The following is a 25,813-nucleotide window of genomic DNA, read 5'->3' on the forward strand; positions in this document are numbered from 1 at the left end:
GCTATCTAGCTTATTTATCCACTCGCTATATAATAAGTGGTGGGTGATGACGGATTCGAACCGCCGACATTCTGCGTGTAAGGCAGACGCTCTACCAACTGAGCTAATCACCCTGAGCGAGGATAAAGCAAAGTACTGCTTTGCCCGAGCGCAAGAGAATTTACATTTTCGTAAATTCTAAAAAAAGCGTTAAAAAATTATACTATCAAATTTCTTTAACTTAAAACCTTACTCAATTAAATGGTTAAGGTCTCTCGCTGTGGGTGTGTATTATATAGATTTAAGCGTGGGTGTCAAATGTTTTTTTCAAAAAATTTATGTTTTTTTGCTTTTATCCGTCTCCTTAATTTAGTGTATAAAAAATCTCACTGCTTAAGCTAAGCAGTGAGATTATACGATTAAACAACTATGTTAAAAACAATGGGCTAAATTATTACGCCTTACTAAAACTTAACTCATCATTGTCATTAACATCGACTTTGATGGTATCTCCAGCGACAAAATCACCAGCTAGTAACTGTAATGACAATGGGTTTTCAATCTGCTGCTGAATAGCACGTTTCAGTGGACGTGCACCATACACAGGGTCATACCCCACAGCAACCAGTTTATTCATCGCATCTGGTGATAAGCTAATATCCATATCCCGCTCTTGTAAGCGTTTGCGTAAACGCTGCAACTGGATATCGGCAATACCTGCCATTTGTGCCATACCCAGTGGGTGGAAGACAACAATTTCATCAATACGGTTAACAAACTCAGGGCGGAAATGTTGACCAACTGATTCCATCACTGCCGCTTTGATTTCTTCGTATTCATCACCTGCCATTTCTTGAATTTTATGTGAGCCTAAGTTACTGGTCATGATAATAACAGTATTTTTAAAGTCCACTACCCGACCATGTGAGTCTGTCAGACGACCGTCATCAAGCACTTGCAATAAGATATTAAACACATCAGGGTGTGCTTTTTCTACCTCATCAAACAGCACCACACTATAAGGTTTACGGCGCACAGCTTCGGTCAATACCCCACCTTCTTCATAGCCAACATAGCCAGGAGGCGCACCGACCAAACGGCTGACACTGTGTTTTTCCATAAACTCACTCATGTCGATGCGTATCATGGCATCTTCTGAGTCAAACAAGAAATTTGCCAATGATTTGGTTAGCTCAGTTTTACCCACCCCTGTTGGTCCTAAAAATAGGAATGAGCCTGAAGGACGGTTAGGGTCTGATAAGCCCGCACGGCTACGACGTACCGCATTGGCAACCGATTCTACCGCTTCATCTTGTCCAATGACACGCTCATGCAATTTTTCTTCCATTGCCAGCATTTTATCACGCTCACCTTGCATCATTTTAGCGACAGGAATACCCGTTGCAGCACTGACCACTTCAGCAATTTCATTATCAGTCACTTTATTACGCAACAGCTTAATGCCTGATGCTTCACCTGACTGCTCTTTTTGCTCAGCCAAATCAGACTCAGTAATGCGTTTTTCTAGCTGTGGTATGGTCTCATATTGCAGTTTTGACATGGTTTCATAGTCACCCTCACGGCTGGCTTTATCATAAGCAATACGGGCTTTATCTAGCTCATCTTTGAGCTGTTGACTGCCTTTGACCAAGGCTTTTTCTGCCTGCCAGATTTCATTTAAATCCGCATACTCTTTTTCTAACTCTTCAATTTGCTCATCAAGCACGCGTCTTTCGGCAACGGCACCTGCATCATCTTCATTTTTGAGCACTTCACGCTGCATTTTTAGTTGAATCAAACGACTATCTAATTTACCCAAAGCTTCAGGCTTGCTGTCCATCTCCATACGCAGACGACTGGCTGCCTCATCAACCAAATCAATGGCTTTATCGGGCAATTTACGGTCAGTGATATAACGATGACTCATACGTGCTGCTGCAATGATGGCACTGTCTTGAATATCGACCCCATGATGCAGCTCATAACGCTCTTTTAAGCCACGCAATATAGCAATGGTATCCTCTACTGTTGGCTCATCAACCAATACCTTTTGGAAACGACGCTCTAACGCCGCATCTTTTTCGATATATTGGCGATACTCATCTAATGTAGTTGCTCCAACACAATGTAGCTCACCTCGAGCCAGCGCAGGTTTCAGCATGTTACCTGCGTCCATTGCGCCGTCAGATTTGCCCGCACCTACCATGGTATGCAGCTCATCAATAAATAAGATAACATTACCTTCTTGTTTGGCAAGGTCATTGAGCACCCCTTTGAGACGCTCTTCAAACTCACCACGGAACTTCGCACCTGCAATTAATGCACCCAAATCAAGTGACAACACTTCTTTGGTACGCAAGCCCTCAGGTACATCACCATTGACGATTTTTTGTGCCAAACCTTCAACAATGGCGGTTTTACCCACACCCGGCTCACCGATAAGCACTGGGTTATTTTTGGTGCGTCGTGACAGGACTTGAATGGTACGACGTATTTCTTCATCACGCCCAATCACAGGGTCAAGTTTGCCTTGCTCAGCACGCTCGGTTAAGTTTATGGTATATTTATTAAGCGCATCACGTTGGTCTTCAGCATTTTGGCTATTCACGGTTTGGTCTCCACGCAATTGCTCAATCACCGCTTTTAGTTTGTCTGCCGTCACACCCGCTTGAGCAAATATCTTTTTGGTATCGCCCTGCTCTGCCAATGCCAATAATACCCATTCAGTGGCGATAAAATCATCACCTGCTTTTTGGGCTTGACGGTCAGCAAGGTTGAGTATTTTAACTGCGCTTGGATTTAAGCTCACCTCACCTGTTGGACTGCTAATGGTGGCTTGATTATCCAGTGCCTTTGCCACGCCATTTTTAAGTGCTGGCACACTACCGCCTGCTTGCTGACAGATGGCAATATTGGCTTCATCTTCTAGCAATGCTGCCATGATATGCACAGGGTCTATGCCTGTATTATCACGACCTATCGCCAAACTTTGTGCTTGTTGTACTGCTGCTTGTAGTTTTTGGGTAAATTTATCAAATCTCATTTTTGTATCCTTATAATATTAATATGATTGCCAAGCTTTGTGCTTGTTGCTTATTATCTATATGCGGTCATCTACAACTAATTTCAATAGATAAATCAAAAATATTTTACATTGTCAAATATTAATAATTACTATTGAGTCACATGCAGGGTTTTATCCAACATTATCCAACCCATTGTCCAACTCTTAGCCTGTAAATGTAGTCATATTTGCTAATTTCAATCCTTATTCACACTTTTCATACCTGTTACCCCGCATTTAATCAACACAAATAATAAACAAAAAAAAGCGTACTACCAAAATGATAGTACGCCCTATTATTAAAAGTATGAAAGTAAAAGTATACAACCTCTTAGTTTGCCGCTCTCAAGCTCTTAATTTCCAGCTCTCAAGCCTATCTATGAGCAAATATTTATAGATTCCGCTTGATGGTGTATTACTCTCAATAGCCATACCTCTATAAAGCAACACCCTGACAAATAGATACCTGCCCATGAGCAACCATCTGTCCACCAAGCTGTATACAAGCATTGGCTTGGCGGGCCTGATACGCTTTCCAGCCAGCAAAAAAACTTATGCCACACAGCAAAAGTACCAATAACTTAGTCTTCCAACCCCTAAGCACTTCTGGTTTTGCCGAGTTAAGATTTGGATTATCTGACGGCTTATTTGCCCCTAAATGATTATCCAGTTTAGAAGTCAAGCTTACCTCCCTTCTCTACGGCACGCTGATAAGCAGGACGGGCTTGACAGCGTTTTATCCAATTTAAAATATTGGCATATTTGGTTGGGTTAAGACCTTCTCGAGTATTGATGGCTTCTAGGACAAAACCCATTTGAACGTCAGCAGCACTAAACTCACTGCCTGCAAACCACTGATTGTCACTGAGCTGTTTTTCTACCAAGTCCAAGCTGGTGTTGATATTTTTACTAATCATCGTTGCTTCGACTTTTTGGCGAATTTTTTTGGTCACCACACGCACCAATGCAGGTGCTTGCTCAGCAATCTTATGAAAAACCAAGCGCATCACCAAAGGCGGCATCATTGAGGCTTCGGCATAATGCAGCCAAAAATCATAATCGAGCCACGATTGGCTATCGGCATCGGTTTTTGGGTGCAGTTGATACTTAGTGTCATATTTTGCCATCAGATAATCAATAATATGCCCTGATTCAATCATTGGCACACCGTCCACTTCAAGAATGGGGGCTTTACCCATTGGGTGTGCTGTCTCCAAGCTCTCTGGCGCAAGATACGCCTGATTGCGCTCATATTTAGTCAACTGATAGTCAAGCTCAAGCTCCTCTAACAGCCATAAAATACGAAACGAGCGTGAGTTTTGCAAATGGTGTAAATGTAGTTGTGCCATGATTGATTCCTTGTGTTATCTTCATCAAATATTGTCAAATATTGCCAAAACAAATACTACGTCATTTCATAAATGCTTAACTTTATGAATTGCGATACATCATGGTGAGCGACGCACACAGATTAATCAAGACAACTTTCATGACAATTTATATGATTATTTTATACAATGGTTGCAAAGTAATTATTCTGCATCAATATCAGACATCAAACCATCATTTGCACTATCCACATCACTTGAATCATCGCCCAATGTGTCGCCCAGTTTATCACTTAGGTTATCGCTATCGCTTAGGGTGTCAGTCGCTAATGTATCCTCACCCAATAAGCCATCTTCTTTTAAGGCTTCAATCAGCTCATCATCGTCATCATTTTCTACCTGTGCCATGGCAACCAATGACTCATCTTTTGCCAAGCGTATCAAGGTCACCCCTTGCGTATTACGCCCTGCTGATGCCACTTGTGCTACTGGCGTGCGTACCAAAGTACCTTTATCAGAAATCAGAATGATATCATCTTCTGCATCGACTTTGGTGGCACGTACCAATGCACCATTTCGCTCACTGGTCTTAATGGCAATCACACCACCACCACCACGTTTTTGCGCATTAAACTCTTCGATAAGGGTACGTTTACCATAGCCATTTTCACAAGCAATCAATACTTCTTTGACATCATCATCAAGCACCACCAGTGATTTAATACTCTCACCTTTGTCTAGGCGCATGCCACGCACCCCTTTGGCGGTACGCCCCATAGCACGGGCATCATTTTCATCAAAACGAATGGCTTTACCACTACTGGCAAACAGCATCACCTCTTGATTACCATTGGTAATACGAGTAGCAATCAGTTTGTCATCGTCCTCAAGTCCGATGGCTATCAGACCATTTGAGCGAATATTAGCAAACTGCTCAAGCTCGACCCGTTTTACGGTACCATTAGCGGTAGCAAAGAACACAAAGCGTCCTGCAATATCATCGGATAAATCAGGCACAGGTAAGATGGTGGTTACTGTTTCATCGGCATCAAGACCAATGAGATTTACTAATGGGCGACCTCTAGCACCACGGCTGGCAAGCGGTACTTCAAAGCCGCGTAAGCTAAATACCCGACCATTGTCAGTAAAGCACATCACCGTGGCATGGGTTGACGTCACGAGTAGATGGTCAATCACATCATCTTCTTTCATCGCCGTGGCAGATTTACCTTTACCACCACGTTTTTGTGCCACATAATCGCTAATTGGCTGTGTTTTGGCATAACCCGTACGAGAGACCGTCATCACCACGGTTTGCTCAGGTATCAAGTCTTCACGGCTAAAGTCAGTGCGAGAGTCCACAATATCTGTACGCCGCTCATCACCAAAGTTATCACGAATCTCGATAAGCTCATCTTTAATCACCGTCATCAAATTATTAAAGTCTGCTAATATCGCCTCAAGCTCAGCAATTTGACGCAAAATATCTTGATATTCATCGGTCAACTTATCTTGCTCAAGCCCAGTCAAACGGTGTAACTGCATCTCTAAAATGGCGTTAACTTGGTCGAGTGACAAACGATAGCGTGTGCCCTTATCAATCAGCCCAAATGGATTGTTTAAATCTTCACCTTCGATAATCTCAGGACGTACTGCACGCACATCTGAGCTGTCACTGCCCCGTCCTGCGGCAGTAAGCATCGCTACCACCGTACCCGATTCCCAAGTTTTGGCTAATAGCTGCTCGCGCGCATCAGCACGGTTTGTTGACTGCTTAATGGTGGCAATAATGTCATCAATATTTGCCAAAGCCACGGTCAAACCTTCAAGCAAATGACCACGTGCTTTTGCCTTATTTAATTCAAAAATTGTACGCCGTGTCACCACCTCTTGGCGATGACGCACAAACGCCGCAATCAACTGACGCAAGGTCATTAATTTTGGTTGCCCATTATCAAGAGCCACCATATTAATACTAAAGCTTGACTCTAGTGGCGTTTGCAAAAATAGATTATTAACAATGACTTCGGCTACTTCACCACGGCGTAGCTCAATGGCGATACGCATGCCGTCTTTATCCGACTCATCACGAATCTCAGAGATGCCCTCAATCTTTTTATCTCGCACCAGCTCAGCGATACGCTCAATCAATTTCGCCTTGTTAGTCTGATACGGAATCTCTGTAAACACAATGCGGTCACGGTCACGATTGACCCCTGTTTCACTCATTGGCTCAATATGATAGCGACCACGCACATGCAAACGACCCTTACCTGTACGATAAGCATCAACAATCCCTGCCCGACCATAAATAATGCCACCTGTAGGAAAATCAGGACCTGTAATATGCTGTGTTAACTCTTCGCCTGAAATTTGTGGATTTTCGGCATACGCCAAACATGCATTAATCACCTCAGTGAGATTGTGCGGTGCCATATTGGTCGCCATACCTACCGCAATACCCGTCGCCCCATTGACTAATAAATTGGGTACACGTGCAGGCAACACACTCGGCATACGCTCAGAGCCATCGTAGTTATCCTCCCAATCGACCGTATCTTTGTCCAAATCGGCAAGCATCTGATGGGTCAGCTTGGTCATACGCACTTCGGTATAACGCATCGCTGCTGCTGGGTCATCATCAATCGAGCCAAAATTCCCCTGACCATCAACCATTGGATAACGCAAACTAAAATCTTGTGCCATACGCACAATCGCATCATATACCGCTGTATCACCATGGGGGTGGTATTTACCAATCACATCACCGACCACACGAGCAGATTTCTTATAAGGCTTATTGTAATCGTTTGACAGCTCATTCATGGCAAACATCACACGGCGATGCACTGGTTTAAAGCCATCACGCACATCGGGCAACGCCCGCGAAACAATCACACTCATCGCATAATCAAGATAGGACTGTTTTAGCTCATCAACGATGGCAATAGGACTAACCGAACCGCTCATACACACATCTCCACGCACTCTATGCCCTGTGAATTTACACACTCAAGCACAGAAAATAACTAATGATTTAATGGGTGTCTATTTTAGCACAAAATCACCTTATTCGGGCAGCGCATATCTGCCTGTTTCACCACTCAAAACCCTTGTTATAATAATGATATTACCCTTTGTTAACCGTCCCATAAATCAATCATAAAGCCAACGTTAAAACCGCGAAATAAACGATAAAATAATGCACCCTAAGTTAACAACAAGAGACCATCATGACCAACCACATTACCAGTGACAAAGTTATTAATGAGAAAGACAACCCCAGAGAAGACCGCAATTTTGACCCCATCGCTGACCACTTTGCCGACAAAGTCTATGGCGGACTCAAAGGTGATATTCGCCTTGCTGTCCTTAAACGAGACATCACTCAAGCTGTCACCACCCTAGCCGATACTTTTCCTCTCACTCAAACTCCAGCCCAAGAACTACCAAATAGCACCGCTAAATCCCGCCCACTGCGTATATTAGACATCGGTGCAGGACTGGCACAATTATCCATCGAGCTTGCCAAACAAGGACACGACGTCACTATCAATGACATATCGGCAAACATGATTGCCAAAGCCCAGCAGTCTTTGCAAGACCCAAAATACATACAAGCAGAACAAGAAAAAAAAGCAGAAAATCAAGATGCTACGACTCAAAACACACAAGCATTAGACAACATCACATGGCTGGTATGCCCTTATCAACAATTAGAAGATAAATTACACGGAAAATATGACCTCATACTTTGTCATGCCCTACTTGAATGGTTAGCCGAACCGCAAGCCATCATGGACTTTTTTGCAAAATGGCTAACAAAAAACGGCATCGTCTCGCTGTGCTTTTATAATCCCGCCAGCTTTGTTTATCGCAACCTAGTCATGGGCAACTTTAACCTGCTCAATAATCCCAATTATAAAGCCGACAATAAAAAAAGCCTGACCCCAAACCACCCCGTCGCTTATGATGAAGTAGCGACATGGCTTGAGCAAACAGGCTTTAAAATTGATACTGTATCAGGCTTACGAGTATTCCATGACTACTCACCCCTAAAACGAGGTGGACACACCAACCCTGATGCAGTGATTGAAATGGAAGTAAGATATTCAGGGCAAGAACCATTTAAATGGTTGGGACGTTATTTACATATCATGGCAAGGTATGTGGGGTAGCAGTTTGAAAAATAGAGGTCTAACGGGGAAGAGTTTTATTTTAAAGATATTTTTATTTTAAAATAAAAATATATAAACAAAGTACCGCTTACATTAATAGTTATGCTTAATATACAACATATTTTTATGGGTTAATTTTTTATCTTGAAAACAAAAATAACCTGCTAACCTATAATTAGCAGGAAAAGACAAATTATTTTTAAACTCATACACTGAGATATATACTTTTTCTGCTTTAGGACACTTTTTATCCTGTTTATCCTCAAATGTATCAAAATCATTGTTATCTAAAAAGGTTAGTAGCTCATTCTCATTCATACCTAATAATACATGATTATCCAACTGCTCATTGACCGTGACTTGCTCAAATCCTTTTGGTTTATCTAACTGCTCTATTTGTGCTATAAAATCACCTTTTTGACATCCCGTCAACAAAAGTGGCAACAACGGAAGTATTAGGATTGATAATTGAAATAGAATTGGTAATTGACGTCTTATCACTAAATCATAAGTCATTACATTCCTTTTTTGTTTTGTTTACTTTTAAAGACATCAATATCCTGAGTATCGAGAGTATTTTTTTCGTTGCTATCACAAATATTTCATCAAACCTTTATCAAGAGTCAATAACTCTAAATCATAAATATTTGCCGTCGCTAATATGATGGCATCTGGCAGTTTAATTTTGTATTGCTTCCTAATTTTGATAGTTTCCATTTCTACCCTATAGGATAACGGTAAGCACACCATTTCTGACAACAATTCCCAAAGTGTCCTCTCATCCGTAGAACTGATATGAGCATAGCCAAAAATTTCAATGCGATTAATGACACTAATATGGCAGTTTTCTATTAATGTATCACCAAATCTATCCAATACATCATCATTCTGGTTATACAATCCCAAAATAAAACAGGTATCTAATAAATATTTAGTCCCATTCATCACGTAAAGCTCTTTGTATGGCTACTGAATCATCTCGAAAACTATCTAGCTTTTTACCAGCAACACAATCAGCCAATGTTTTAGGCTTATTTTCTCGGCTATGCTGTGAATGATTAACTGTAGATAAAGCCTGAGTGATAATATATTGTTCTAATGTCATCCCTGCTTGCTGACTTGCCTGCTCAATAAGAACTTGTTGGCTAGGTGATATATTCAAGGTAACCATAATAGTAATATCCTAAGTAATATAGCTGATTTTGATTGTAGCATATAATATAAATAGGTATATAAGAGATAAAATAAGACCTTCTATACCGTTACTATTCATTCAAATATATCAAATACGCTTCCATATGATTTGTTCACTATCATCTGTCATTGCAGTATCTGCACTTACCTCACTTGAGAATAAAACAACATGTTCAAGGTTAGCTAGATAACCAATTTTTGAGCCAATGGCATGGTCATGATGACTCGGAATTAGTGAGAGCACCTGCTCACCGCTATCTAGCTGTAGCTGATATAAATAATTTGCACCACGAAATACTCGTCCAAGTACAGTTGCTTGATGGGGACTGGCATCATCATGGACGATGTCATCAGGACGAATCAGCAGTTTGGTTTGAGTGCCATTGGGATAATCATAACGGCAAGGCTCACCTGCTCGCTGTGTGATGTCTCCCAAAGCCGTTTTAATCACACCATTTTCAATAACCCCATCAATCATTGCACCTTCGCCAACAAACTCAGCAATAAAAGGGCTATTGGGCTGATGATATAAATCACTAGGCGTTGCCCACTGTGCAATACGCCCTTTGTGCATCACTCCGATTTTATCCGCAATAGCAAAGGCTTCATGTTGGTCATGAGTGACCAAAATAGCTGTGGTATTGGTGCGTTTTAGAATATCACGTACTTTGGCAGCAAGGGTTTCTCGTAGCATCATATCAAGGTTAGAAAATGGTTCATCGAGTAGTAACAAGTCAGGCTTAGGTGCTAGGGCTCGTGCTAGAGCAATACGTTGTTGCTGCCCACCTGATAACTCACTAATACGCTTGTTAGCATGCTCAGTGAGGTCAATTAATGCTAGCATTTCTTGTACTCGAGCAATGCGTTCTGATTTTGCCCAGCGATGTAGCCCAAAACCAATATTTTCACTGACAGTCAGATGGGTAAATAAAGCATAGTCTTGAAATACCATACCCATACCACGCTTGGCAGGTGCAATAATCATATCGCTGCCATTTGTTGTGTTGCTATTTGCCATCACACTGGTCAAGGTTTTACCATTTAAAGTGATAACACCTTGTTGTGGTCTCTCTAACCCTGCAATGGCACGCAAAGCTGTGGTTTTACCGCAACCACTAAACCCTAAAAAACAGCCAATCTCTCCTTGCTGAAGCTGCATAGATAATCCACGTACCACCTCAGTTTTACCAAAGCTGACAACAAGGTTATCCACACAAAAGTAATTATTGCCAGAAGTAATATTAGATTTAGAAGATAAATTAGTATCTATTGGATTAGATGATTTCATATTTTTTCAACCTGCTGACAATATTAAAACTTTAAAATAAAGAACTGAAGGCTGGTGATTGTATTTTGACTAATATCCTAAGTCACCAATAACAACAACTGTATTGCTGTAGGTTAGCCTTTATCTGATTGTCGTATTAGCAAAATAACAGGAATCAGTCCCACCAATACAATAGACAGACTTGGTAGAGCCGCCCGCTCATACATGCCCTCGCTGGTCATCTCAAATACCCTAACTGCCAAGGTATCCCAGCCATGACGACGGGTCATCAATACAATTGGCATCTCTTTGGTAACTTCAACAAATACCATAATTAAGGCAGTAAATACACCGGGGCTAATAATGGGCAAAAATACCCGTCGCCAGCGGTGTAGCAAACTGTCACTAAGTAGACCTGCGGCCTGCTCCTGATTGGGGGTTAGACGTTGCATCTGCCGATCGATGGGCTGAAAACCAACGGTTAAAAAGCGGGTGGATAATGCCAATAGCATGACCAGCACACTACCGCTTAATATTTGGGTGCTACTCACACCCCATGCAATAAACCGATTATCTAGCCATGCAATCGGAATATAAACACCCACCGCAAGCACTGTACCTGGAACGGCATAGCCTAAATTGGTCAATGAAACCAGTAGCTGATTTGTACGATCAGGGTATTGACGTTGTATCCATGCAATAATCATTGCCAGCGATGCCACAAATAAGGCAGTCATGGTGGCAATCAGCATGGTATTAGTGACGAATCCCCAATAGCGTTGATCCAAATCATAATGATAGTTTTTAATCACCCAAATAATAAGCTGAATCATGGGCAATCCAAAAGCAAATAAAAAGATAATCGCACAAAAACTCATTGCCCAAATATTGCGCCAACCTTTTAACTGAATACGCTGATGCTGCCCCGCACTGGGCAAATAACTGCGCCGCTTTTGCCAAAAACGCTCAAATAACAACACCAGTAAGACAGCAATAATCAACAATGCCGCAAGCTGAGCTGCCGTGGTCAAGCTAAAAAAACCAAACCACGCTTTATAGATGGCAGTGGTAAAGGTATCTAAATTAAATACTGATACCGCCCCAAAATCTGCCAGAGTTTCCATCCATGTTAGCAGTAGCCCACCAATTATCCATGGCATCGCTTGTGGCAGCGCAACTTTGAAAAATGCCTGCCGCTGAGTAAGCCCAAGCATCTGACCTGCTTCTAATGCACGCCTGCCCTGTGATAAAAAAGCTTGTCGAGCTAACAAATAAACATAGGGATAAAAAACAAGTGAGAGCATAATCCCTGCCCCCCATACACTCCGTATATTGGGGAAACTGATAGAGATACCAATCTCTCGAAGTGTGGTTTGAATAATGCCACTATAATCAAATATACCCACACCAACAAATGCTAAAACATAAGCAGGAATAGCAAATGGTAGCATCAACGCCCAGACAAATAGTCGTTGCCCAGTAAAACGGTACATACTGGTCAGCCACGCTAAATAAGTACCCAAACTACCTGCAATAACTGTCACTAACACTAATAAAAGTGTCGTGTTTTTAATGACTTGCGGTAATACATACTCAGATAGATGCGTCCAAACCTCTTCCATTGGCTCAAGCCAAGACCACATCACTACCAGTATGGGGATTAACATAAAAAGCGAAATCAGTCCTAAAACTGATTTCGCTGTGATTGCTCGATAAGAAGAAGTTTTTATCATTATCCGTATCTTAATTTATTATATAAAACCATGTGAGACATGGGCATAATAGATATGGTTACAGATGCTTATTCGTAACCTGCACGATCCATCAACTGAATGGCTTCTGCTTGGCGTTGACCAAATATGCTCACATTAATATCATCTTGCTTAAACGTACCCCAAGATTTGAGCATTTCTGAATGGTCTGTTCCTGGCTTGACAGGATATTCTTTATCAGCACTAGCATACAAGCTCTGTGCTTGATCTGATGATAACCATTCGATAACTTGACGCGCGCCTGTTGGATTTGAGGCATTTTTAATGATACCTGCACCAGAGACGTTCACATGTGTACCGAAGTCATCAGGACCATTGCCTTGATTTGCCCAGAAGATTTTTACAGGGAAGCTTGGATTATCTTCTAAGATACGACCATAGTAATAACTGTTAGCAATACCCACTTGACATTGTCCAGCTGCAATCGCCTCTAGCATTTTAGTGTCATTACTAAATACAGGAGCAGCTAAGTTAGCAACCCAACCTTTTACAATTTCTTCTGTTTTATCAGCACCATAATGCTCAATCATGCTAGCAACCAATGACTGGTTGTAAACCTTTTTAGAAGTACGTAAACATAGCTTACCTTTCCATTTTGGATCAGCTAGATCCGCATAGGTTGATAAATCTGTTGGTTGAACCTTTGAGGGATCATAAAAAATGGTACGTGCACGTAATGATAAACCTGTCCAAAGATCGCTAGAATCACGATATTTTGCAGGAACATTTTCATTAACAATACTAGAATTTAAAGGTTGCAATAGACCTTTTTCACCCGCTTGCCATAAGTTACCTGCATCAACAGTCAGTAACATATCTGCTGGTGTATTGGTAGACTCAGCTTCTAAGCGAGCCATCAATGGTCCTGTTTTATCAGTCACAAGCTCAACTGGTGTGCCTGTTTGTGCCGTAAATTGATCCAATAATGGCTGAATAAGCTGTTCGTTACGTGAAGAATAAATAGTAACCGTATCAGTGGACGCTGGCTCTGCATTTTCTACAACGGCAGTTTCTGTAGTAGCAATACCATCTGTTTCAGTAGTTTCAGTAATCTCAGCAGTTTCTGTAGCCGCTGGTTCTTGATCAGCAGATTTATCACAACCGCTAATCAATGAAAATGTGGCTAAGATAGCCATACCTAAGTATGTCTTGTGCGTAGTTAAACTCATAAAACGATCCTTTAAAATAATATATGTACTATAAAACCGAACGACATGCCAAAAATATTGACGCTGTTATTTGATAGAAACTATTATATAAATAAAACTACTAAATATATAAAGACTTCTATAAAGTTATGAGTTGACGTTCGATACTTATCTGACTTTACTTTTCTAGTGACACTCTACTACTATAATGATTAAATAATGTAGCACCAGCACGGTATAATAAAGCAAATAGTAATTATTATCAATATTAGTAAACATTTATCTGGTAAATTAAATAAATAATATGAATAATTTAGTTACTGTCTGGTTACTTTTCGTATACATAAAACGCATACACACACCGTATTATCAGATTTTTATATAATTTGTCCACATAACACATTGACCGCAGCTTCTGTACGCAATATGCGCTCACCTAGGCTGGCAGTGAGCACACCTTGTGCTTGTAATAATGCGACTTCATAATCTACCCAGCCCCCTTCTGCCCCCACACATATTAGCTGCGGCTTACCTTGCTCTTTAATAAGTTGGGTAAAACTTTGTGATGCTTGTGGATGAGCAATCACTGCCGTTTTATTTTTTATCCATGCTGGCAGTTCATCTTCAACAAAAGGCTTAAAACGTTGGCGTAATAATATTGTCGGCGGAATCGTATCAACGCCCTGCTGTAACCCTTCAATCAAAAATTCATCAATGCGTTTTAGTAATGGACTTTGCCAATAGCTTTTTTGGCTACGTACACTATTGAGCAATACAATCTGCTTAACGCCAATGGCGGTCATGTCCATGATAAGTCGGCGTAATACCTTGGGTCGAGGTAATGCCAATATAAGGGTCAAGTCAAGCTTGGCAGGGGGTAGTTTGGTCAAACAAATATTGGCTAAATGCACACTTGAGGCATCTATCTTTGTAATCACACCCGTTCCCAAATTACCTTGCAATTGCCCAATTTTTAAGGTGTCACCTACCTGACTTTTTAACACATGAGTAATATGTGTCACCTGATCAATATCGGTAATCACCGCTTGAGCAGCCGTTATACATTTTTTATGTGCAGATAAAGACTGTATTGGGTGTATGACCTTACCCTGACTGTCACAAAGTGATGTACATGCAGGTAACAAAATACAGTTCACTGTATCTCCTTTCTATACAAATTTTCTAGCTCTGAAACATCTCACATCTTGTTATAGAACATCTGAGGTTTTATCCCCTGTGGCTAGCGTTGGCTTTGATATATTTAATGATGGCAATAATGGACATATCATTGCTAACTGTTTATCCATAGCATCTTGGTGCTGACATACCAACTGATAGCCATTTTGTCCTGCTTGCTTTGCCAACATTTTATCATTGAGCCAAAACTCAAGTGATTTATATAATCCTGCAATATCTTCGTTATCACCAACCTGCTGCAATGCATCTACTGCTTGCAATTGCGCTACGATTTGATCACAAGACTGAGTATATTTACCCATGATAATTGGCGTGGCAACACTGGCAGGCTCAACAGGATTATGTCCACCAATATCCACCATCGAACCACCAACAAATGCCACATCTGCCATTTGATACCAACGCATTAACTCACCCATCGTATCTGCCAAATACACTTGCGTTTGCTCAGTGATTGATTGCTGTTGGCTACGCCGAGCATATTGAAAATCAAATGCCTCTATCATTTCTGCAACTTCATCAAAACGCTCAGGATGACGAGGTACTAAGACTAATAAGGTATGCGATAACTGTGGCTGGTTAAGTAACTGCTGCTGTACTTTTAATACAGCCGCCTCCTCACCTGCATGTGTACTGGCAGCGACCCAAATAGGGCGTTTGGTTGTTATATTTTGGGTAAACAGGGCATCTGATTGAGTCAATTTAGAGGATACAGAATTAACCGACCATTTTAGTGAGCTGGCTCGGCGTATTTTATGACTGGCCGCACCAAGCTGACGAAAACGCTTAGCAGATTCATTATCTTGAGCAATAATTAGGCTGATATTTTGCATCATACTATGACTAACAGCAGCAATTTTTTGATAGTTTTGCCAAGATTTTTCAGAGAGTCGCGCATTCACCAACACCGAAGGAATTTGTTGCTGTGCCAAGATATATAACGTATTTGCCCACAGTTCCGTTTCAACAAACATCGCCAAACAAGGCTGCACATGCTGCAAAAATGACTTTATTACTTGTGGCGCATCAACTGGTACATAACTATGCACAAGCTGCCCATCAGCAATGGCGTGTGCAAAACATATCTGACTGCGAGCATAACCTGTGTGTGTTGTATTAGTTAACCAAACACCAAACCCTTGTGTCAACAGCTCGTCTATCATAGGCGCAATGGTATTGGTCTCTCCAAGAGATACAGCATGACACCAAATAATTTGTTGCCTTTGTGGCAGAGCAGGATAAATCTTACCAAATCTCTGATTAAGCTCATCTTTTAGGACGTGGCCGCTAATGGATTTATCTTTTTTATCACCAATGTATTTTATCTTGAAGTAATATAGGGGTTTGAGGAGCTTTATCAGTAGACGATAATATAAAGGTGGTGGTAATGGAGAGGCAGATAGAGTCATAAGGGAGGCATGGACAAAAAAAGGATTTAAAATAAGTTAATCTCGTTGCTGATAACAACGCAGGTAAAAAATAGCTAGCTATCATAGTCTATGACTAAAGAAAAATAAAATACTTATCTGTAATCACTTAACCCATCACCTATTCACATAAATCTATCAACATAAGTTTTTTATGGTCAGCTTATAAGTATAAGAACCTTTGAGATGCTCTTTTAATACACTACGTCTTGCGTGCACACAAATACGGAATGACTGTAACTGACTTTTTTCGGTAAAATAAGGTGATTTATGCAGCATCTCTTTGGGATCATATAATATATAAGAAGTTTTAAGTGTTTTTAATACTGCTTCATCATCAACCACCGTCACTACGCCTTTATACTCTGTTGATGATTGTGTACTATTTATATTATTTAAATTTTTTGTATCAATAATGTCAATAAAAGCCATACTAACCAAAGCAGCATAAAACAAACAGATGACAGCAACACATTGTAACCAAGCAGATTTTTGTGCTGTCAATATCAATGTAAGTCGTGTTAATATTTTATCTCGTAATATCAACAAGTGCTGACTCAGCTTAAGTTTCATGTATAGCCTTCGACCTAATTTAATGCAGGGTAAAATAAATTTTTATAAGCAATATCAAATATAGTCAATCCAGTATCACTTCACCAACAGGTAAGTAAGTGAAGATAGTACACGTACTCCATCGAGTAGGGTTACCGCCGTGGTGTATTTATCGTAGGCAAACTATATCGTATATAAAGGAGAACTAAGTATGAGCTCTCCACTCACCTTGAATTGAACGCTGCTACCTTACCAATATCCCACACCATTCTCATACCTACATCAGATAAAGGGAGCTTTTAATCTGACTAAAGTCCATATTGATGGCAATAAATAAATAACATCGCTAAATATTGATTATTTAACTAATTTTAAATGATTTTAAAATTTCATTGTTACTGTTATAAAAATAAAATATATGGGTGGTATTCTAAAAAGTATGCTACCCCTACCTAAGAGGCATTAAAAAATTGCACTGCAATTTTAGCTTCGTAAGGGAATTTCTTTAGATAGAAATTCCTACAAGGATGGGGCTAGGGGATGGCTGAAACTATGGTGGATTATTAAAAATAGCCACCGCATACTTTTTGATATAAACAGTCCCTAAACCATAATAAAAATAACCACCGCCACGATAAGTGCTATCAAAACCAACAATAAATAACGCCTATCTGTTGTTACATCATATTTACGTTCATCAATAACTGTTTGGTTACTATGCCACTGTTCCAATAACTCTTTTGCCTCTTTATGTCCATTATCAGCAGCAGTCTCCAACCAGTGCAAACCTTGCGTGGTATCTTGACTAACACCAAGTCCTTGGTAATACAAACGGCTAAGTTGACGCTGAGCACGTGGATCATCTTCCCTTGCTGCCTTTTTAATTAACGCTGTACCTTTTTCTATATCTTGATTTACTCCTTCTCCCAAAAAGTAAGCTATGGCTAAGCGCAACATCGCATCCGTATTACCTAACTTAACCGCTTTACTCAGCTTCGCCAACGCTTGTCGCTGTGCAAGCTGATGCTGCTCACTAAATGTAATTTCCTCTAAAGTTTTACCCTTTTGACTCAGCTTGGCTATATGTTGGTCAAATTGTAGAAGCACTTTATCTGCCTGTTGATAAAGAGTATCACCTTCTTCTTGCTCTCTAATCATCGCATACAAATCATCACGTAACTTAGTAAAATCATCTTGACGCTTTAACGCCACTTTTTTAACAGCACTGACTTTACTAGAATTTTTGATTGCAGCTTTTGTTACTTTAGAGCTGTTATTCAGGTCATCAACAGACTCTTTAGTGGTTAACAGTGGGGGTGTTTGCAAGGCAGCCGTTGCCACTGTTTTAGTAGGTGTGATTGCGTTAATGTTAGTTATGGGCTGCTGAGGCACTTTTTTAGCAGTAGCTGAGACATTCACAGAGGTTGTTTGAGATTTTTTCTCTATCAACATCTGCTCTAATAACGCTTCTTTTTGTGCAAGCGGCAGTCGTCTAAATACCGCATCAAATATGCCCTTATCGATATTATCACCTTGCACCGAAGACGATAATTGCTCGCTATTAGTAAATAAACGTGTAGCAATGGGCTCTAAAACAAAAAACAAATGCCGACTTTCATGGCTGGTATGGTGCTTAGAGGGTAAATAATTTAGAGCCATAAAATGGTACACTTTATCTTTTTGTACCTTGAGGTGAGGATAATGTGTCTTTATTTCATGCTCACTCAACCACTGTGGTGACACCTGCCACGCCTGAGACAACACCTTACCCATATAAAAACCGATAAACAATAATAAATTACGATTGCGCTCATCTTGTACAAAAAGTGTTTCTTTACCTAACCACTGTAGTCGCAGTTCATCAAGCAATGCATCTAAACGCCGCAAACTTTGTATACTGCCATCAAGCTGACATTGGCGCAGCTTATCCTCACATAATACCCCACCATTGATAGGACGCTGTGCTTCAAAATCCTCCCAAAACACTTCAGCAATAAACTCAATCGGACTTTTTTGCTCTGAGATACTATTATCTTTAGCAAACTCATTTTTAGAAGGAATTGACATAAGACGACTCGTCAAGATAGCTTATATAGTATAAAGTTAAATAGTATATAGTTGATTAAACAAAAAATCACTAACCACTATCTACCATAAATTATAGGTTATGTGAATAAAACACTATAATACCAAAGTGATTCTATATAGCCACATAAAGTTAAAAGATTCTAACCAAACCTTCTAACTATAATAAAAAATAATATGCCATAAAAAAAGGTAAAGCCAAGCTTTACCTTTATTCAATACATAAGCAAATAAAAAATTACACCATGCATAAACAGTTATACCATACGAATCGCCCCATCGAGACGTATGACCTCACCATTTAAATACGCATTGCTAATAATATGACAAATAAGCTGGGCAAACTCTTGTGGACTACCCAAACGCTTAGGATAAGGCACACTGGATTCTAACTGTACTTTTGCTTTTTCTGGCAGACTCTGCATCATCGGCGTATTAAAAATACCTGGCGCAACTGTCATCACTCGAATACCATGACGGGCAAGCTCTCGTGCTAACGGCAAGGTGAGTCCAACCACGCCAGCTTTAGAGGAAGCATAACTGCCCTGCCCGACTTGCCCATCAAAGGCAGCAATACTTGCTGTATTAATAATCACCCCTTGGTCAGTATTCGACTCAGGATTATCAACACCACCTGCTGCTGCAACACGTTTGGCAATACTGGCAGCAACCAATCTTGCTACATTAAATGTGCCAACTAAGTTCACTTGTACCCCTTTGGCAAATTTATCCAAATCAGCAGGGTTATTTTCTCTATCAAGCAGCTTTTGTACCACGACAATGCCAGCACAATTTACCGAACCATATAGCTCACCAAACTCTTTTTCAGCCGTATCAACCGCTTGTTGCACCTCATCACTACTGGTAACATCACAACGTACAAATTGTGCTGCTTGACCCAATTCACTGGCTAATGCTTGTCCCTTCTCTTCATTCAAATCAGCGATAACCACATTTGCGCCATTATCTACCAATTCTCGTGTTGTTGCTGCACCCAGACCTGATGCACCGCCAGTCACAATAAACGTTTTGCCTTGTAATTGCATAAATTTTCCTTTATTCCTTTGCTGCATGACAGCAGTGTTTTATTGGTTAATATTTTAATTGATATAAAAACCTTTACTAACTATGTTGACGTAATAAAAAGCGTTGCACCTTACCACTTGGTGTTTTTGGTAGCGCATCCACAAATTTAATATAACGAGGATAAGCATGGGCAGAAAGATGAGATTGCACCAAGGTTTTGATTTCTTTGGCAAGCGCATCACTGCCCTGCCAGCCCTCTTTTAGTACGATATATGATTTAATCACCTGCCCACGCATCTCATCTGGCACGCCCACTGCTGCCGACTCTGCAACAGCTTTATGCTCCATTACCGTATTTTCGATATCAGTTGGCCCGACACGATAACCTGCGGTAATAATAATATCATCATCTCGACCTGAGAACCAATAAGTGCCATCGCTATGACGCTCTACCACATCGCCTGTCAGATAGTAATCACCATGAAAGGCTTGCTTTTCATCCCAGCTATAGCCAGTGAAGTAAAACGCTGGTGACTGACTCACCACTACGGCAAGCTGTCCTTGTACCCCATCAGCTACTTCGTTCATCTCATCATCAAGCACCACTAAGGTATGCCCCAATAGTGGCTTACCCATTGAGCCTGTGTCTGCTTCATGGGTAAGTGCATGATGCACACAGCAGGTCATACCCGTTTCCGTTTGCCCATATTGGTCACACACACGACAACCTAAATTATCCGTCACCCAGCCCACTACTTCGGTATTCAGTGTTTCCCCTGCTGAATTTGCCACTCGTAATGATAACTTATCACTATTATTATCAAAAACCCCACTAGATTTCATCATCCGAAAGGCAGTCGGTGAAGATGCCAAATTAGTAATACCATGACGCACCATAAAATCAAAGGTATTTTGTGCATCAAAACCTGTTTCATTAAAGTGGGTGGTCATACCCATTAAAAGAGGCCCTGTAATCGCATAATACAAACCATACGCCCAACCAGGATCTGCCATATTCCAATATTTATCATCCTCACGTAAATCAATGGCATAACGCATGTACAGATAAAATGCAGGTAAGGCAGATAATGGCACACTCACTCCCTTAGATTTACCCACTGTACCTGAGGTAAACATCTGTAAAAATGGGGCATCAGTTGTTAATAATACTGGCTCAAAATCGCTATTTTGCGAAGCAATCTCATCTTGATACAGCACATCGCCCCATGTGTTTTCTGCACTGCTTGCACCAACTAACACCATTTTTGGTAGGCTGGCAAGCTCACCATGCTTTTCTAATTCTGTAAATTTGCCTCGATTGGCAGGATTGGTAAACACCACTTTGGTATTGGCCTTTTGCAAGCGATAATCAATAGATTCATAACCAAAGGCAGTAAATAACGGCTGATATACTGCCCCAATACGCCATGTCGCTAATACAATCACCAATAGCTCAGGGGTACGTGGGAGCATGGTCGCTACTCTATCCCCTGCCTGCACACCATAACTTTTAAGCAAATTGGCAACTTGCCCGCTTTGCTTGGCAAGCTTAGCAAAAGTTAACTGACGCAGATTTCCTTCACAATCCTCATGCACTAGAGCAATCTTATCGGCTTTACCATCACGCACATGACGTCCACAACACGCCATATAAGCATTTCTGCCATCATCAGGGCGGTTGCCAAAGATTTCTTGCTGTAGATTATCCATAGTGAAGTTATCGTAAGCTTGTTGATAATCTTGAAGGTGAGAGGAGTTACAATTGCTATTATTAGTCATGTCGCTATTCCTTTAGCTAGATGTGTATTTAGAAAATCCTATATGCTATTAATAGCGCATTTTTATTCTTATTTCAATACATAGCGTCTCATTAAAGTATTTTGAACATAAAGCCAACACTTTTTTTTATGCTACACTCAGTATGTAGTCATAAACTAAAAAGATAAAGATACTGTCATAATTAAAGGGAAATAAGCTGTGTCAACACATGAATACCAAAGTAAGTTAGCCAAAGTTTGTAAAGATAACCCACAAGCATGGTTATTTAAATGGTTACAGCCTAGTATTTATGAGATTGAATTGTCTTTTAATCAGATAAAGGCAGTACGATATCAAAAAGATGGCTCAACTCAACGCCAACAAGTTACTAGCAACTTTAGTAATCCTCGTATGGTGGTCGCTGATTTTGAATTAGGGGACAAGGCTGTCACTGAGTTATTTACCAAATTCCCAAAGACATTTCTTGATGTCATGTATGTTAGTAACTTTATTATTATTGACGTAACAGAGGAGCTGGCAGGAGGATTAACTATGGTTGAGCATAAAATGCTTTATGAGTTATTTTGTTTAGGTGGCAGAAATGCCAAAGTCAACGTGCATAACCCTATTATCTTATATCAAGGGCATAAGCTAGATTTTGTTTCAATGTGAGCTAAATAGCTACTATAGGCTATAGAAATACTCAGCCAATACCAGCGCTATATTTATAAATAAAGTGGTTTTATTCTATCTGGATTTTATAAATGACCACTCAAACTGTACTCAATATCGAAATAGATTTGGCTAAAATTCGGGGTGAAAGGCATTTTTTTGACTGCTTATCCCAAGAGTTTAGGTTACCTGACTATTTTCAAGATAATCTTCAAGACAACCAGCAACATAATAGCCAATATAGTTTTGATGGCTTAAATGACTGTATGCGAGATTTATCTTGGTTTACAGAGAAGTATATCATTGTGTCATTTATTCATTTTGACACAATAAAGATAAAAAATTAGCAGAAAATATCAAAGGTTGTTTACAATGTTGGAAAGAATATTGGGATAATTGTGAAGCCTATGCAGATTATCAGGATTTACATCCCTTTGGCAAAACGGTGTTAATCTTATATTGAAACTATTAAAATCTGCCTTCTTTAACGATAGAAAATTCAATTAAAGAAAGCAGATAAAATAGTCATCAAAAAAAAATAATAATTTAAACTTACTTACCATAAGTACATAAATAAGCGGTTTCTATTTCTACTTTGACCGCAAATTTTTGCTGAGCCTCAATGGTAAACTGCTCACCTTCCAAAAAGGTTTGCCAGTCATCAGAATCAGGCAGTTTCACTGTTAATGCACCGCTAATAACGGTCATGGTTTCAAACTCGCTAGTACCAAATTCATACTCACCCACTTCCATCACCCCGACAGTCGCAGGCTTATTAGCGGTTTGAAAGGCAATAGAGGTGACTTTGTTATCAAAATACTGGTTTACTTTTGGCATGATTATCTCCTTTTAACTGTTAATATAAATATAACCATAAGTTTAATAGTAACAGCTTAGTAAACTTAATTACTAAGCCTTTGTCAATCACTATTTAACCAACTCACAGCTCCGACAGCCAATCTGTTTGCCGTAACTTTTGCTTAGTTTCACGACGACGCTTTTTACGCACGATTTTGACATCGTCTTTTTCATGTATACCGCCCTTTCTTAACAGTGGATTGAGTGCCAAATAATTGCGGGGTTTAACCGCACCTAACGAACGGCTGGCAGGAACATCTGTGTTTGATTTTGAGTCCTGTTTACCTTGTTTTTGCATTTCTGCCAAACGTTCTAACTGTTTGCCTTGTTTTAATGTTTCTTTTAAGCTCATGTTAAATTCCTTAATATTATGTTGAATGATTCATCATCTCTTGTTCGAGTGCTTTGAGTTTTTGGGGCATATCACCACCTGTCACAATTAACGTATCATGATGATTAATGCAGATTAACCACTGATATTTTTTTGACACAAAGTAGAACTCATCAAAAAAATACAATTCAGCCAGTAGCTTTTGTATGGTTAAGATTTTTCCCTCATAAAACCAAATCTTATCTTGCTGTTTTGCCATACCAAACACCCCCATCCAAATGGACTCGTTAGGGTCAATCAGTTTATGCAAATAGCATTCTGGGGCATCTGGCAAAAAATCAGTAAAATACTTTTCCTGCTTAAAGCAATGCCATAGCCAAACAGGACGTTTTTTACCGTTATCAATCGTACAGAAAGTTTGGTATATTTTTTCCTCTATGCCTTGATAATCCTCATAAGGTGATAACATACGAAATTCATCATCACTTAGATTGAGTTTGGTTTTTAACTGCATCAGCTCTGCCCGAACTTCAGACCATTCTTTTGCCTCTAAACGTTGTTTCCCTGTTTGTGCGTTAGGGGAATTCATAAAAGGATAAGTTTTCATCATTTACCCCTTAATACACATCACTTGTTTTAAAGTATGCACCACTTCCACCAAATCACTTTGGTTTGCCATGACCTCATCAATATCCTTATAAGCACTGGGAATTTCGTCCATCACGCCTTTGTCTTTGCGACATTCCACGCCTTCGGTTTGCAGACGCAAATCGTCCAAACTAAACTGACGCACTGCCTTGCCACGACTCATTTTACGACCTGCTCCATGCGAGCATGAGCAGAAGGATTGTGGATTGCCACGCCCACGCACAATAAAGGATTTTGCCCCCATTGAACCGGGGATAATGCCAAGTTCCTCGCTATAAGCACTAATCGCCCCTTTGCGGGTCACATAAACGGTTTCACCAAAATGCACCTCTTCATTGACATAGTTATGATGGCAATTAATCGCCTCTTTGGTGATTTGAAAACGGGGCAAGCCTGCTTGTGGTGATTGCATCGCTTTGATGACCAGTCGCATCATCTCTTTGCGGTTTTGCATGGCATAATCCTGAGCCCATTCCACCGCTTCAATATAATCGGCAAAGCTGTCTGAGCCTTCGGCAAAATAAGACAAATCACGGTCTGGTACATAGCCAAAGCGAGTTTGACGCTCCTTTTTGGCAAGGTTAATAAAATACTGCCCGATACAGTTGCCAATACCTCGACTGCCTGAATGTAACATCACCCAAACGTCATTATTTTCGTCCAAACACAGCTCAATAAAATGATTGCCACCACCCAATGTACCAAGCTGTTTTGCCCATGTACGCTCAAAACCTTTGAGCATTTTTAGCAAGCCTTTGTGTTTATCGGTAATGGGTTTTAGGCGTTTTGCCAATGGGTCAAGGGTCGATATTTTTGCCTCAATTTGCTTGTGCATGTTAAAGCCAACGGGGACTTGTTGCTCAATGGCAAGGCGTAATGGCTTTAGATTATCAGGCAAATCATTGGCGGTCAGAGACAATCGTAACGCATTCATACCACAGCCAATATCCACACCCACCGCAGCAGGAATGATTGCCGATTTGGTCGGAATCACACTGCCCACCGTTGCCCCTTTACCGACATGAACATCTGGCATCACTGCAATATGTGAATGCACAAATTCAAGCTGGGCGAGATTGCGGAGCTGCTGTAATGCGGATTGCTCAACATCGCTGGTGTAAATCTTTACTGGCACGCCATGTTTGCCACTTTTATTTAAAGTTAGTTGTATGCTCATCGTCTTTTCTCATTTTTTATATTGGGTTAATTTGCTGATAGTGTTTCAAAAGTATGTTTTGGCTATCTTTTACAAGTTAATTTATTCCCTCCCCCTAGCCCCCTCCCAATGGGAGGGGGAATGTTCCCTCCATCTTTGGGGGAGGGTTAGGG

General features: G+C 40.4%; 23 protein-coding genes and 1 tRNA gene. 3 read left to right on the forward strand and 21 right to left on the reverse strand.

What is annotated here, in order from left to right:
* Nucleotides 1-37: 37 nt before the first annotated feature.
* From FHK89_RS08250 to gyrA, 5 genes are all read right to left on the reverse strand, one after another.
* Nucleotides 38-113: transfer RNA gene (locus tag FHK89_RS08250), tRNA-Val, on the reverse strand.
* A gap of 320 nt (nucleotides 114-433) precedes the next feature.
* Entirely contained in the window at nucleotides 434-3,022 is a 2,589-nt protein-coding gene (gene clpB, locus FHK89_RS08255; RefSeq protein WP_230658984.1) for an ATP-dependent chaperone ClpB, read from the reverse strand.
* 457 nt (nucleotides 3,023-3,479) lie between these two features.
* Entirely contained in the window at nucleotides 3,480-3,725 is a 246-nt protein-coding gene (locus FHK89_RS08260; RefSeq protein ID WP_230658986.1) for a hypothetical protein, read from the reverse strand.
* Nucleotides 3,715-4,392, reverse strand: coding sequence for a glutathione S-transferase (locus FHK89_RS08265; RefSeq protein ID WP_230658988.1), 678 nt, complete (start codon nucleotides 4,390-4,392; stop codon nucleotides 3,715-3,717). The genes FHK89_RS08260 and FHK89_RS08265 overlap by 11 nt, the downstream gene beginning before the upstream one ends.
* 183 nt (nucleotides 4,393-4,575) lie before the next feature.
* Nucleotides 4,576-7,341 (reverse strand): DNA gyrase subunit A, encoded by a 2,766-nt coding sequence (gene gyrA, locus FHK89_RS08270; protein WP_230658990.1) that lies wholly within the window; start codon nucleotides 7,339-7,341, stop codon nucleotides 4,576-4,578.
* Nucleotides 7,342-7,604: 263 nt separating this feature from the next.
* On the opposite strand from gyrA, the gene FHK89_RS08275 reads away from it, so the two are divergent.
* Nucleotides 7,605-8,549, forward strand: a complete 945-nt coding sequence (locus FHK89_RS08275; protein WP_230658992.1) for a methyltransferase domain-containing protein — start codon at nucleotides 7,605-7,607, stop codon at nucleotides 8,547-8,549.
* A 93-nt stretch (nucleotides 8,550-8,642) separates the two neighbouring features.
* Here FHK89_RS08275 and FHK89_RS08280 read toward each other — a convergent pair whose 3' ends face one another.
* From FHK89_RS08280 to FHK89_RS08335, 12 genes are all read right to left on the reverse strand, one after another.
* Nucleotides 8,643-9,065 carry a hypothetical protein gene (locus FHK89_RS08280; RefSeq protein ID WP_230658994.1) on the reverse strand — a complete coding sequence of 141 codons (423 nt, stop codon included), beginning with the start codon at nucleotides 9,063-9,065 and terminating at the stop codon, nucleotides 8,643-8,645.
* A 75-nt stretch (nucleotides 9,066-9,140) separates the two neighbouring features.
* The gene (locus tag FHK89_RS08285; protein WP_230658996.1) at nucleotides 9,141-9,494 is read right to left on the reverse strand and encodes a PIN domain-containing protein; all 354 of its coding nucleotides are present in this window, start codon (nucleotides 9,492-9,494) and stop codon (nucleotides 9,141-9,143) included.
* Nucleotides 9,481-9,720, reverse strand: a complete 240-nt coding sequence (locus tag FHK89_RS08290; protein WP_230658998.1) for a hypothetical protein — start codon at nucleotides 9,718-9,720, stop codon at nucleotides 9,481-9,483. The genes FHK89_RS08285 and FHK89_RS08290 overlap by 14 nt, the downstream gene beginning before the upstream one ends.
* A gap of 111 nt (nucleotides 9,721-9,831) precedes the next feature.
* Nucleotides 9,832-11,031, reverse strand: coding sequence for an ABC transporter ATP-binding protein (locus FHK89_RS08295; RefSeq protein WP_230659000.1), 1,200 nt, complete (start codon nucleotides 11,029-11,031; stop codon nucleotides 9,832-9,834).
* Nucleotides 11,032-11,144: 113 nt separating this feature from the next.
* Nucleotides 11,145-12,743, reverse strand: coding sequence for an ABC transporter permease (locus FHK89_RS08300; protein WP_230659002.1), 1,599 nt, complete (start codon nucleotides 12,741-12,743; stop codon nucleotides 11,145-11,147).
* 68 nt (nucleotides 12,744-12,811) lie between these two features.
* Nucleotides 12,812-13,951, reverse strand: a complete 1,140-nt coding sequence (locus FHK89_RS08305; RefSeq protein ID WP_230659004.1) for an extracellular solute-binding protein — start codon at nucleotides 13,949-13,951, stop codon at nucleotides 12,812-12,814.
* Between the two features lie 356 nt (nucleotides 13,952-14,307).
* On the reverse strand, nucleotides 14,308-15,087 hold the full coding sequence (locus FHK89_RS08310; RefSeq protein ID WP_230659006.1) for a 16S rRNA (uracil(1498)-N(3))-methyltransferase: 780 nt from the start codon (nucleotides 15,085-15,087) through the stop codon (nucleotides 14,308-14,310).
* A 51-nt stretch (nucleotides 15,088-15,138) separates the two neighbouring features.
* The gene (locus FHK89_RS08315; RefSeq protein ID WP_230659008.1) at nucleotides 15,139-16,536 is read right to left on the reverse strand and encodes a 3-deoxy-D-manno-octulosonic acid transferase; all 1,398 of its coding nucleotides are present in this window, start codon (nucleotides 16,534-16,536) and stop codon (nucleotides 15,139-15,141) included.
* 156 nt (nucleotides 16,537-16,692) lie between these two features.
* Nucleotides 16,693-17,127 carry a hypothetical protein gene (locus FHK89_RS08320; RefSeq protein ID WP_230659010.1) on the reverse strand — a complete coding sequence of 145 codons (435 nt, stop codon included), beginning with the start codon at nucleotides 17,125-17,127 and terminating at the stop codon, nucleotides 16,693-16,695.
* Nucleotides 17,128-17,709: 582 nt separating this feature from the next.
* On the reverse strand, nucleotides 17,710-19,173 hold the full coding sequence (locus FHK89_RS08325) for a tetratricopeptide repeat protein (RefSeq protein WP_230659012.1): 1,464 nt from the start codon (nucleotides 19,171-19,173) through the stop codon (nucleotides 17,710-17,712).
* Nucleotides 19,174-19,448: 275 nt separating this feature from the next.
* Nucleotides 19,449-20,237 (reverse strand): SDR family NAD(P)-dependent oxidoreductase, encoded by a 789-nt coding sequence (locus FHK89_RS08330; protein ID WP_230659014.1) that lies wholly within the window; start codon nucleotides 20,235-20,237, stop codon nucleotides 19,449-19,451.
* Nucleotides 20,238-20,313: 76 nt separating this feature from the next.
* Nucleotides 20,314-21,996: an AMP-binding protein gene (locus FHK89_RS08335; protein WP_230659016.1), complete on the reverse strand. Its 1,683-nt coding sequence runs from the start codon at nucleotides 21,994-21,996 to the stop codon at nucleotides 20,314-20,316.
* Between the two features lie 198 nt (nucleotides 21,997-22,194).
* Between FHK89_RS08335 and FHK89_RS08340 the strand changes: the two genes are divergently transcribed.
* Both FHK89_RS08340 and FHK89_RS08345 read left to right on the forward strand, forming a co-directional pair.
* Nucleotides 22,195-22,647, forward strand: coding sequence for a hypothetical protein (locus FHK89_RS08340; protein WP_230659018.1), 453 nt, complete (start codon nucleotides 22,195-22,197; stop codon nucleotides 22,645-22,647).
* Between the two features lie 92 nt (nucleotides 22,648-22,739).
* A complete protein-coding gene (locus FHK89_RS08345; RefSeq protein WP_230659020.1) occupies nucleotides 22,740-22,994 on the forward strand; it encodes a barstar family protein in 255 nt (84 codons plus the stop codon).
* A 205-nt stretch (nucleotides 22,995-23,199) separates the two neighbouring features.
* Here the strand turns inward: FHK89_RS08345 and ppnP are convergent, their stop codons facing one another.
* The 4 genes from ppnP to FHK89_RS08365 form a co-directional block, all read right to left on the reverse strand.
* Nucleotides 23,200-23,484 (reverse strand): pyrimidine/purine nucleoside phosphorylase, encoded by a 285-nt coding sequence (gene ppnP / locus FHK89_RS08350; RefSeq protein WP_230659022.1) that lies wholly within the window; start codon nucleotides 23,482-23,484, stop codon nucleotides 23,200-23,202.
* 103 nt (nucleotides 23,485-23,587) lie between these two features.
* Entirely contained in the window at nucleotides 23,588-23,857 is a 270-nt protein-coding gene (locus FHK89_RS08355; protein ID WP_230659024.1) for a hypothetical protein, read from the reverse strand.
* Between the two features lie 16 nt (nucleotides 23,858-23,873).
* A complete protein-coding gene (locus FHK89_RS08360; protein WP_230659026.1) occupies nucleotides 23,874-24,443 on the reverse strand; it encodes a DUF6756 family protein in 570 nt (189 codons plus the stop codon).
* A 3-nt stretch (nucleotides 24,444-24,446) separates the two neighbouring features.
* The gene (locus FHK89_RS08365; RefSeq protein WP_230659028.1) at nucleotides 24,447-25,661 is read right to left on the reverse strand and encodes an RtcB family protein; all 1,215 of its coding nucleotides are present in this window, start codon (nucleotides 25,659-25,661) and stop codon (nucleotides 24,447-24,449) included.
* Between the last annotated feature and the right edge of the window lie 152 nt (nucleotides 25,662-25,813).

This window comes from Psychrobacter sp. I-STPA10, from assembly GCF_021012795.1.
Lineage (GTDB): Bacteria > Pseudomonadota > Gammaproteobacteria > Pseudomonadales > Moraxellaceae > Psychrobacter.

What these genes read in the sequence shown, in the direction of transcription:
- FHK89_RS08275 (WP_230658992.1), top strand. Translation starts at nt 7,605, where the DNA reads ATGACCAACCACATTACCAGTGACAAAGTTATTAATGAGAAAGACAAC.
- FHK89_RS08365 (WP_230659028.1), bottom strand. Translation starts at nt 25,661, where the DNA reads ATGAGCATACAACTAACTTTAAATAAAAGTGGCAAACATGGCGTGCCA.
- ppnP (WP_230659022.1), bottom strand. Translation starts at nt 23,484, where the DNA reads ATGCCAAAAGTAAACCAGTATTTTGATAACAAAGTCACCTCTATTGCC.
- FHK89_RS08280 (WP_230658994.1), bottom strand. Translation starts at nt 9,065, where the DNA reads ATGACTTATGATTTAGTGATAAGACGTCAATTACCAATTCTATTTCAA.
- FHK89_RS08345 (WP_230659020.1), top strand. Translation starts at nt 22,740, where the DNA reads ATGACCACTCAAACTGTACTCAATATCGAAATAGATTTGGCTAAAATT.
- FHK89_RS08315 (WP_230659008.1), bottom strand. Translation starts at nt 16,536, where the DNA reads ATGACTCTATCTGCCTCTCCATTACCACCACCTTTATATTATCGTCTA.
- FHK89_RS08300 (WP_230659002.1), bottom strand. Translation starts at nt 12,743, where the DNA reads ATGATAAAAACTTCTTCTTATCGAGCAATCACAGCGAAATCAGTTTTA.
- FHK89_RS08360 (WP_230659026.1), bottom strand. Translation starts at nt 24,443, where the DNA reads ATGAAAACTTATCCTTTTATGAATTCCCCTAACGCACAAACAGGGAAA.
- FHK89_RS08285 (WP_230658996.1), bottom strand. Translation starts at nt 9,494, where the DNA reads ATGAATGGGACTAAATATTTATTAGATACCTGTTTTATTTTGGGATTG.
- FHK89_RS08355 (WP_230659024.1), bottom strand. Translation starts at nt 23,857, where the DNA reads ATGAGCTTAAAAGAAACATTAAAACAAGGCAAACAGTTAGAACGTTTG.
- FHK89_RS08290 (WP_230658998.1), bottom strand. Translation starts at nt 9,720, where the DNA reads ATGGTTACCTTGAATATATCACCTAGCCAACAAGTTCTTATTGAGCAG.
- gyrA (WP_230658990.1), bottom strand. Translation starts at nt 7,341, where the DNA reads ATGAGCGGTTCGGTTAGTCCTATTGCCATCGTTGATGAGCTAAAACAG.
- FHK89_RS08265 (WP_230658988.1), bottom strand. Translation starts at nt 4,392, where the DNA reads ATGGCACAACTACATTTACACCATTTGCAAAACTCACGCTCGTTTCGT.
- FHK89_RS08295 (WP_230659000.1), bottom strand. Translation starts at nt 11,031, where the DNA reads ATGAAATCATCTAATCCAATAGATACTAATTTATCTTCTAAATCTAAT.
- FHK89_RS08335 (WP_230659016.1), bottom strand. Translation starts at nt 21,996, where the DNA reads ATGACTAATAATAGCAATTGTAACTCCTCTCACCTTCAAGATTATCAA.
- clpB (WP_230658984.1), bottom strand. Translation starts at nt 3,022, where the DNA reads ATGAGATTTGATAAATTTACCCAAAAACTACAAGCAGCAGTACAACAA.
- FHK89_RS08305 (WP_230659004.1), bottom strand. Translation starts at nt 13,951, where the DNA reads ATGAGTTTAACTACGCACAAGACATACTTAGGTATGGCTATCTTAGCC.
- FHK89_RS08330 (WP_230659014.1), bottom strand. Translation starts at nt 20,237, where the DNA reads ATGCAATTACAAGGCAAAACGTTTATTGTGACTGGCGGTGCATCAGGT.
- FHK89_RS08320 (WP_230659010.1), bottom strand. Translation starts at nt 17,127, where the DNA reads ATGAAACTTAAGCTGAGTCAGCACTTGTTGATATTACGAGATAAAATA.
- FHK89_RS08325 (WP_230659012.1), bottom strand. Translation starts at nt 19,173, where the DNA reads ATGTCAATTCCTTCTAAAAATGAGTTTGCTAAAGATAATAGTATCTCA.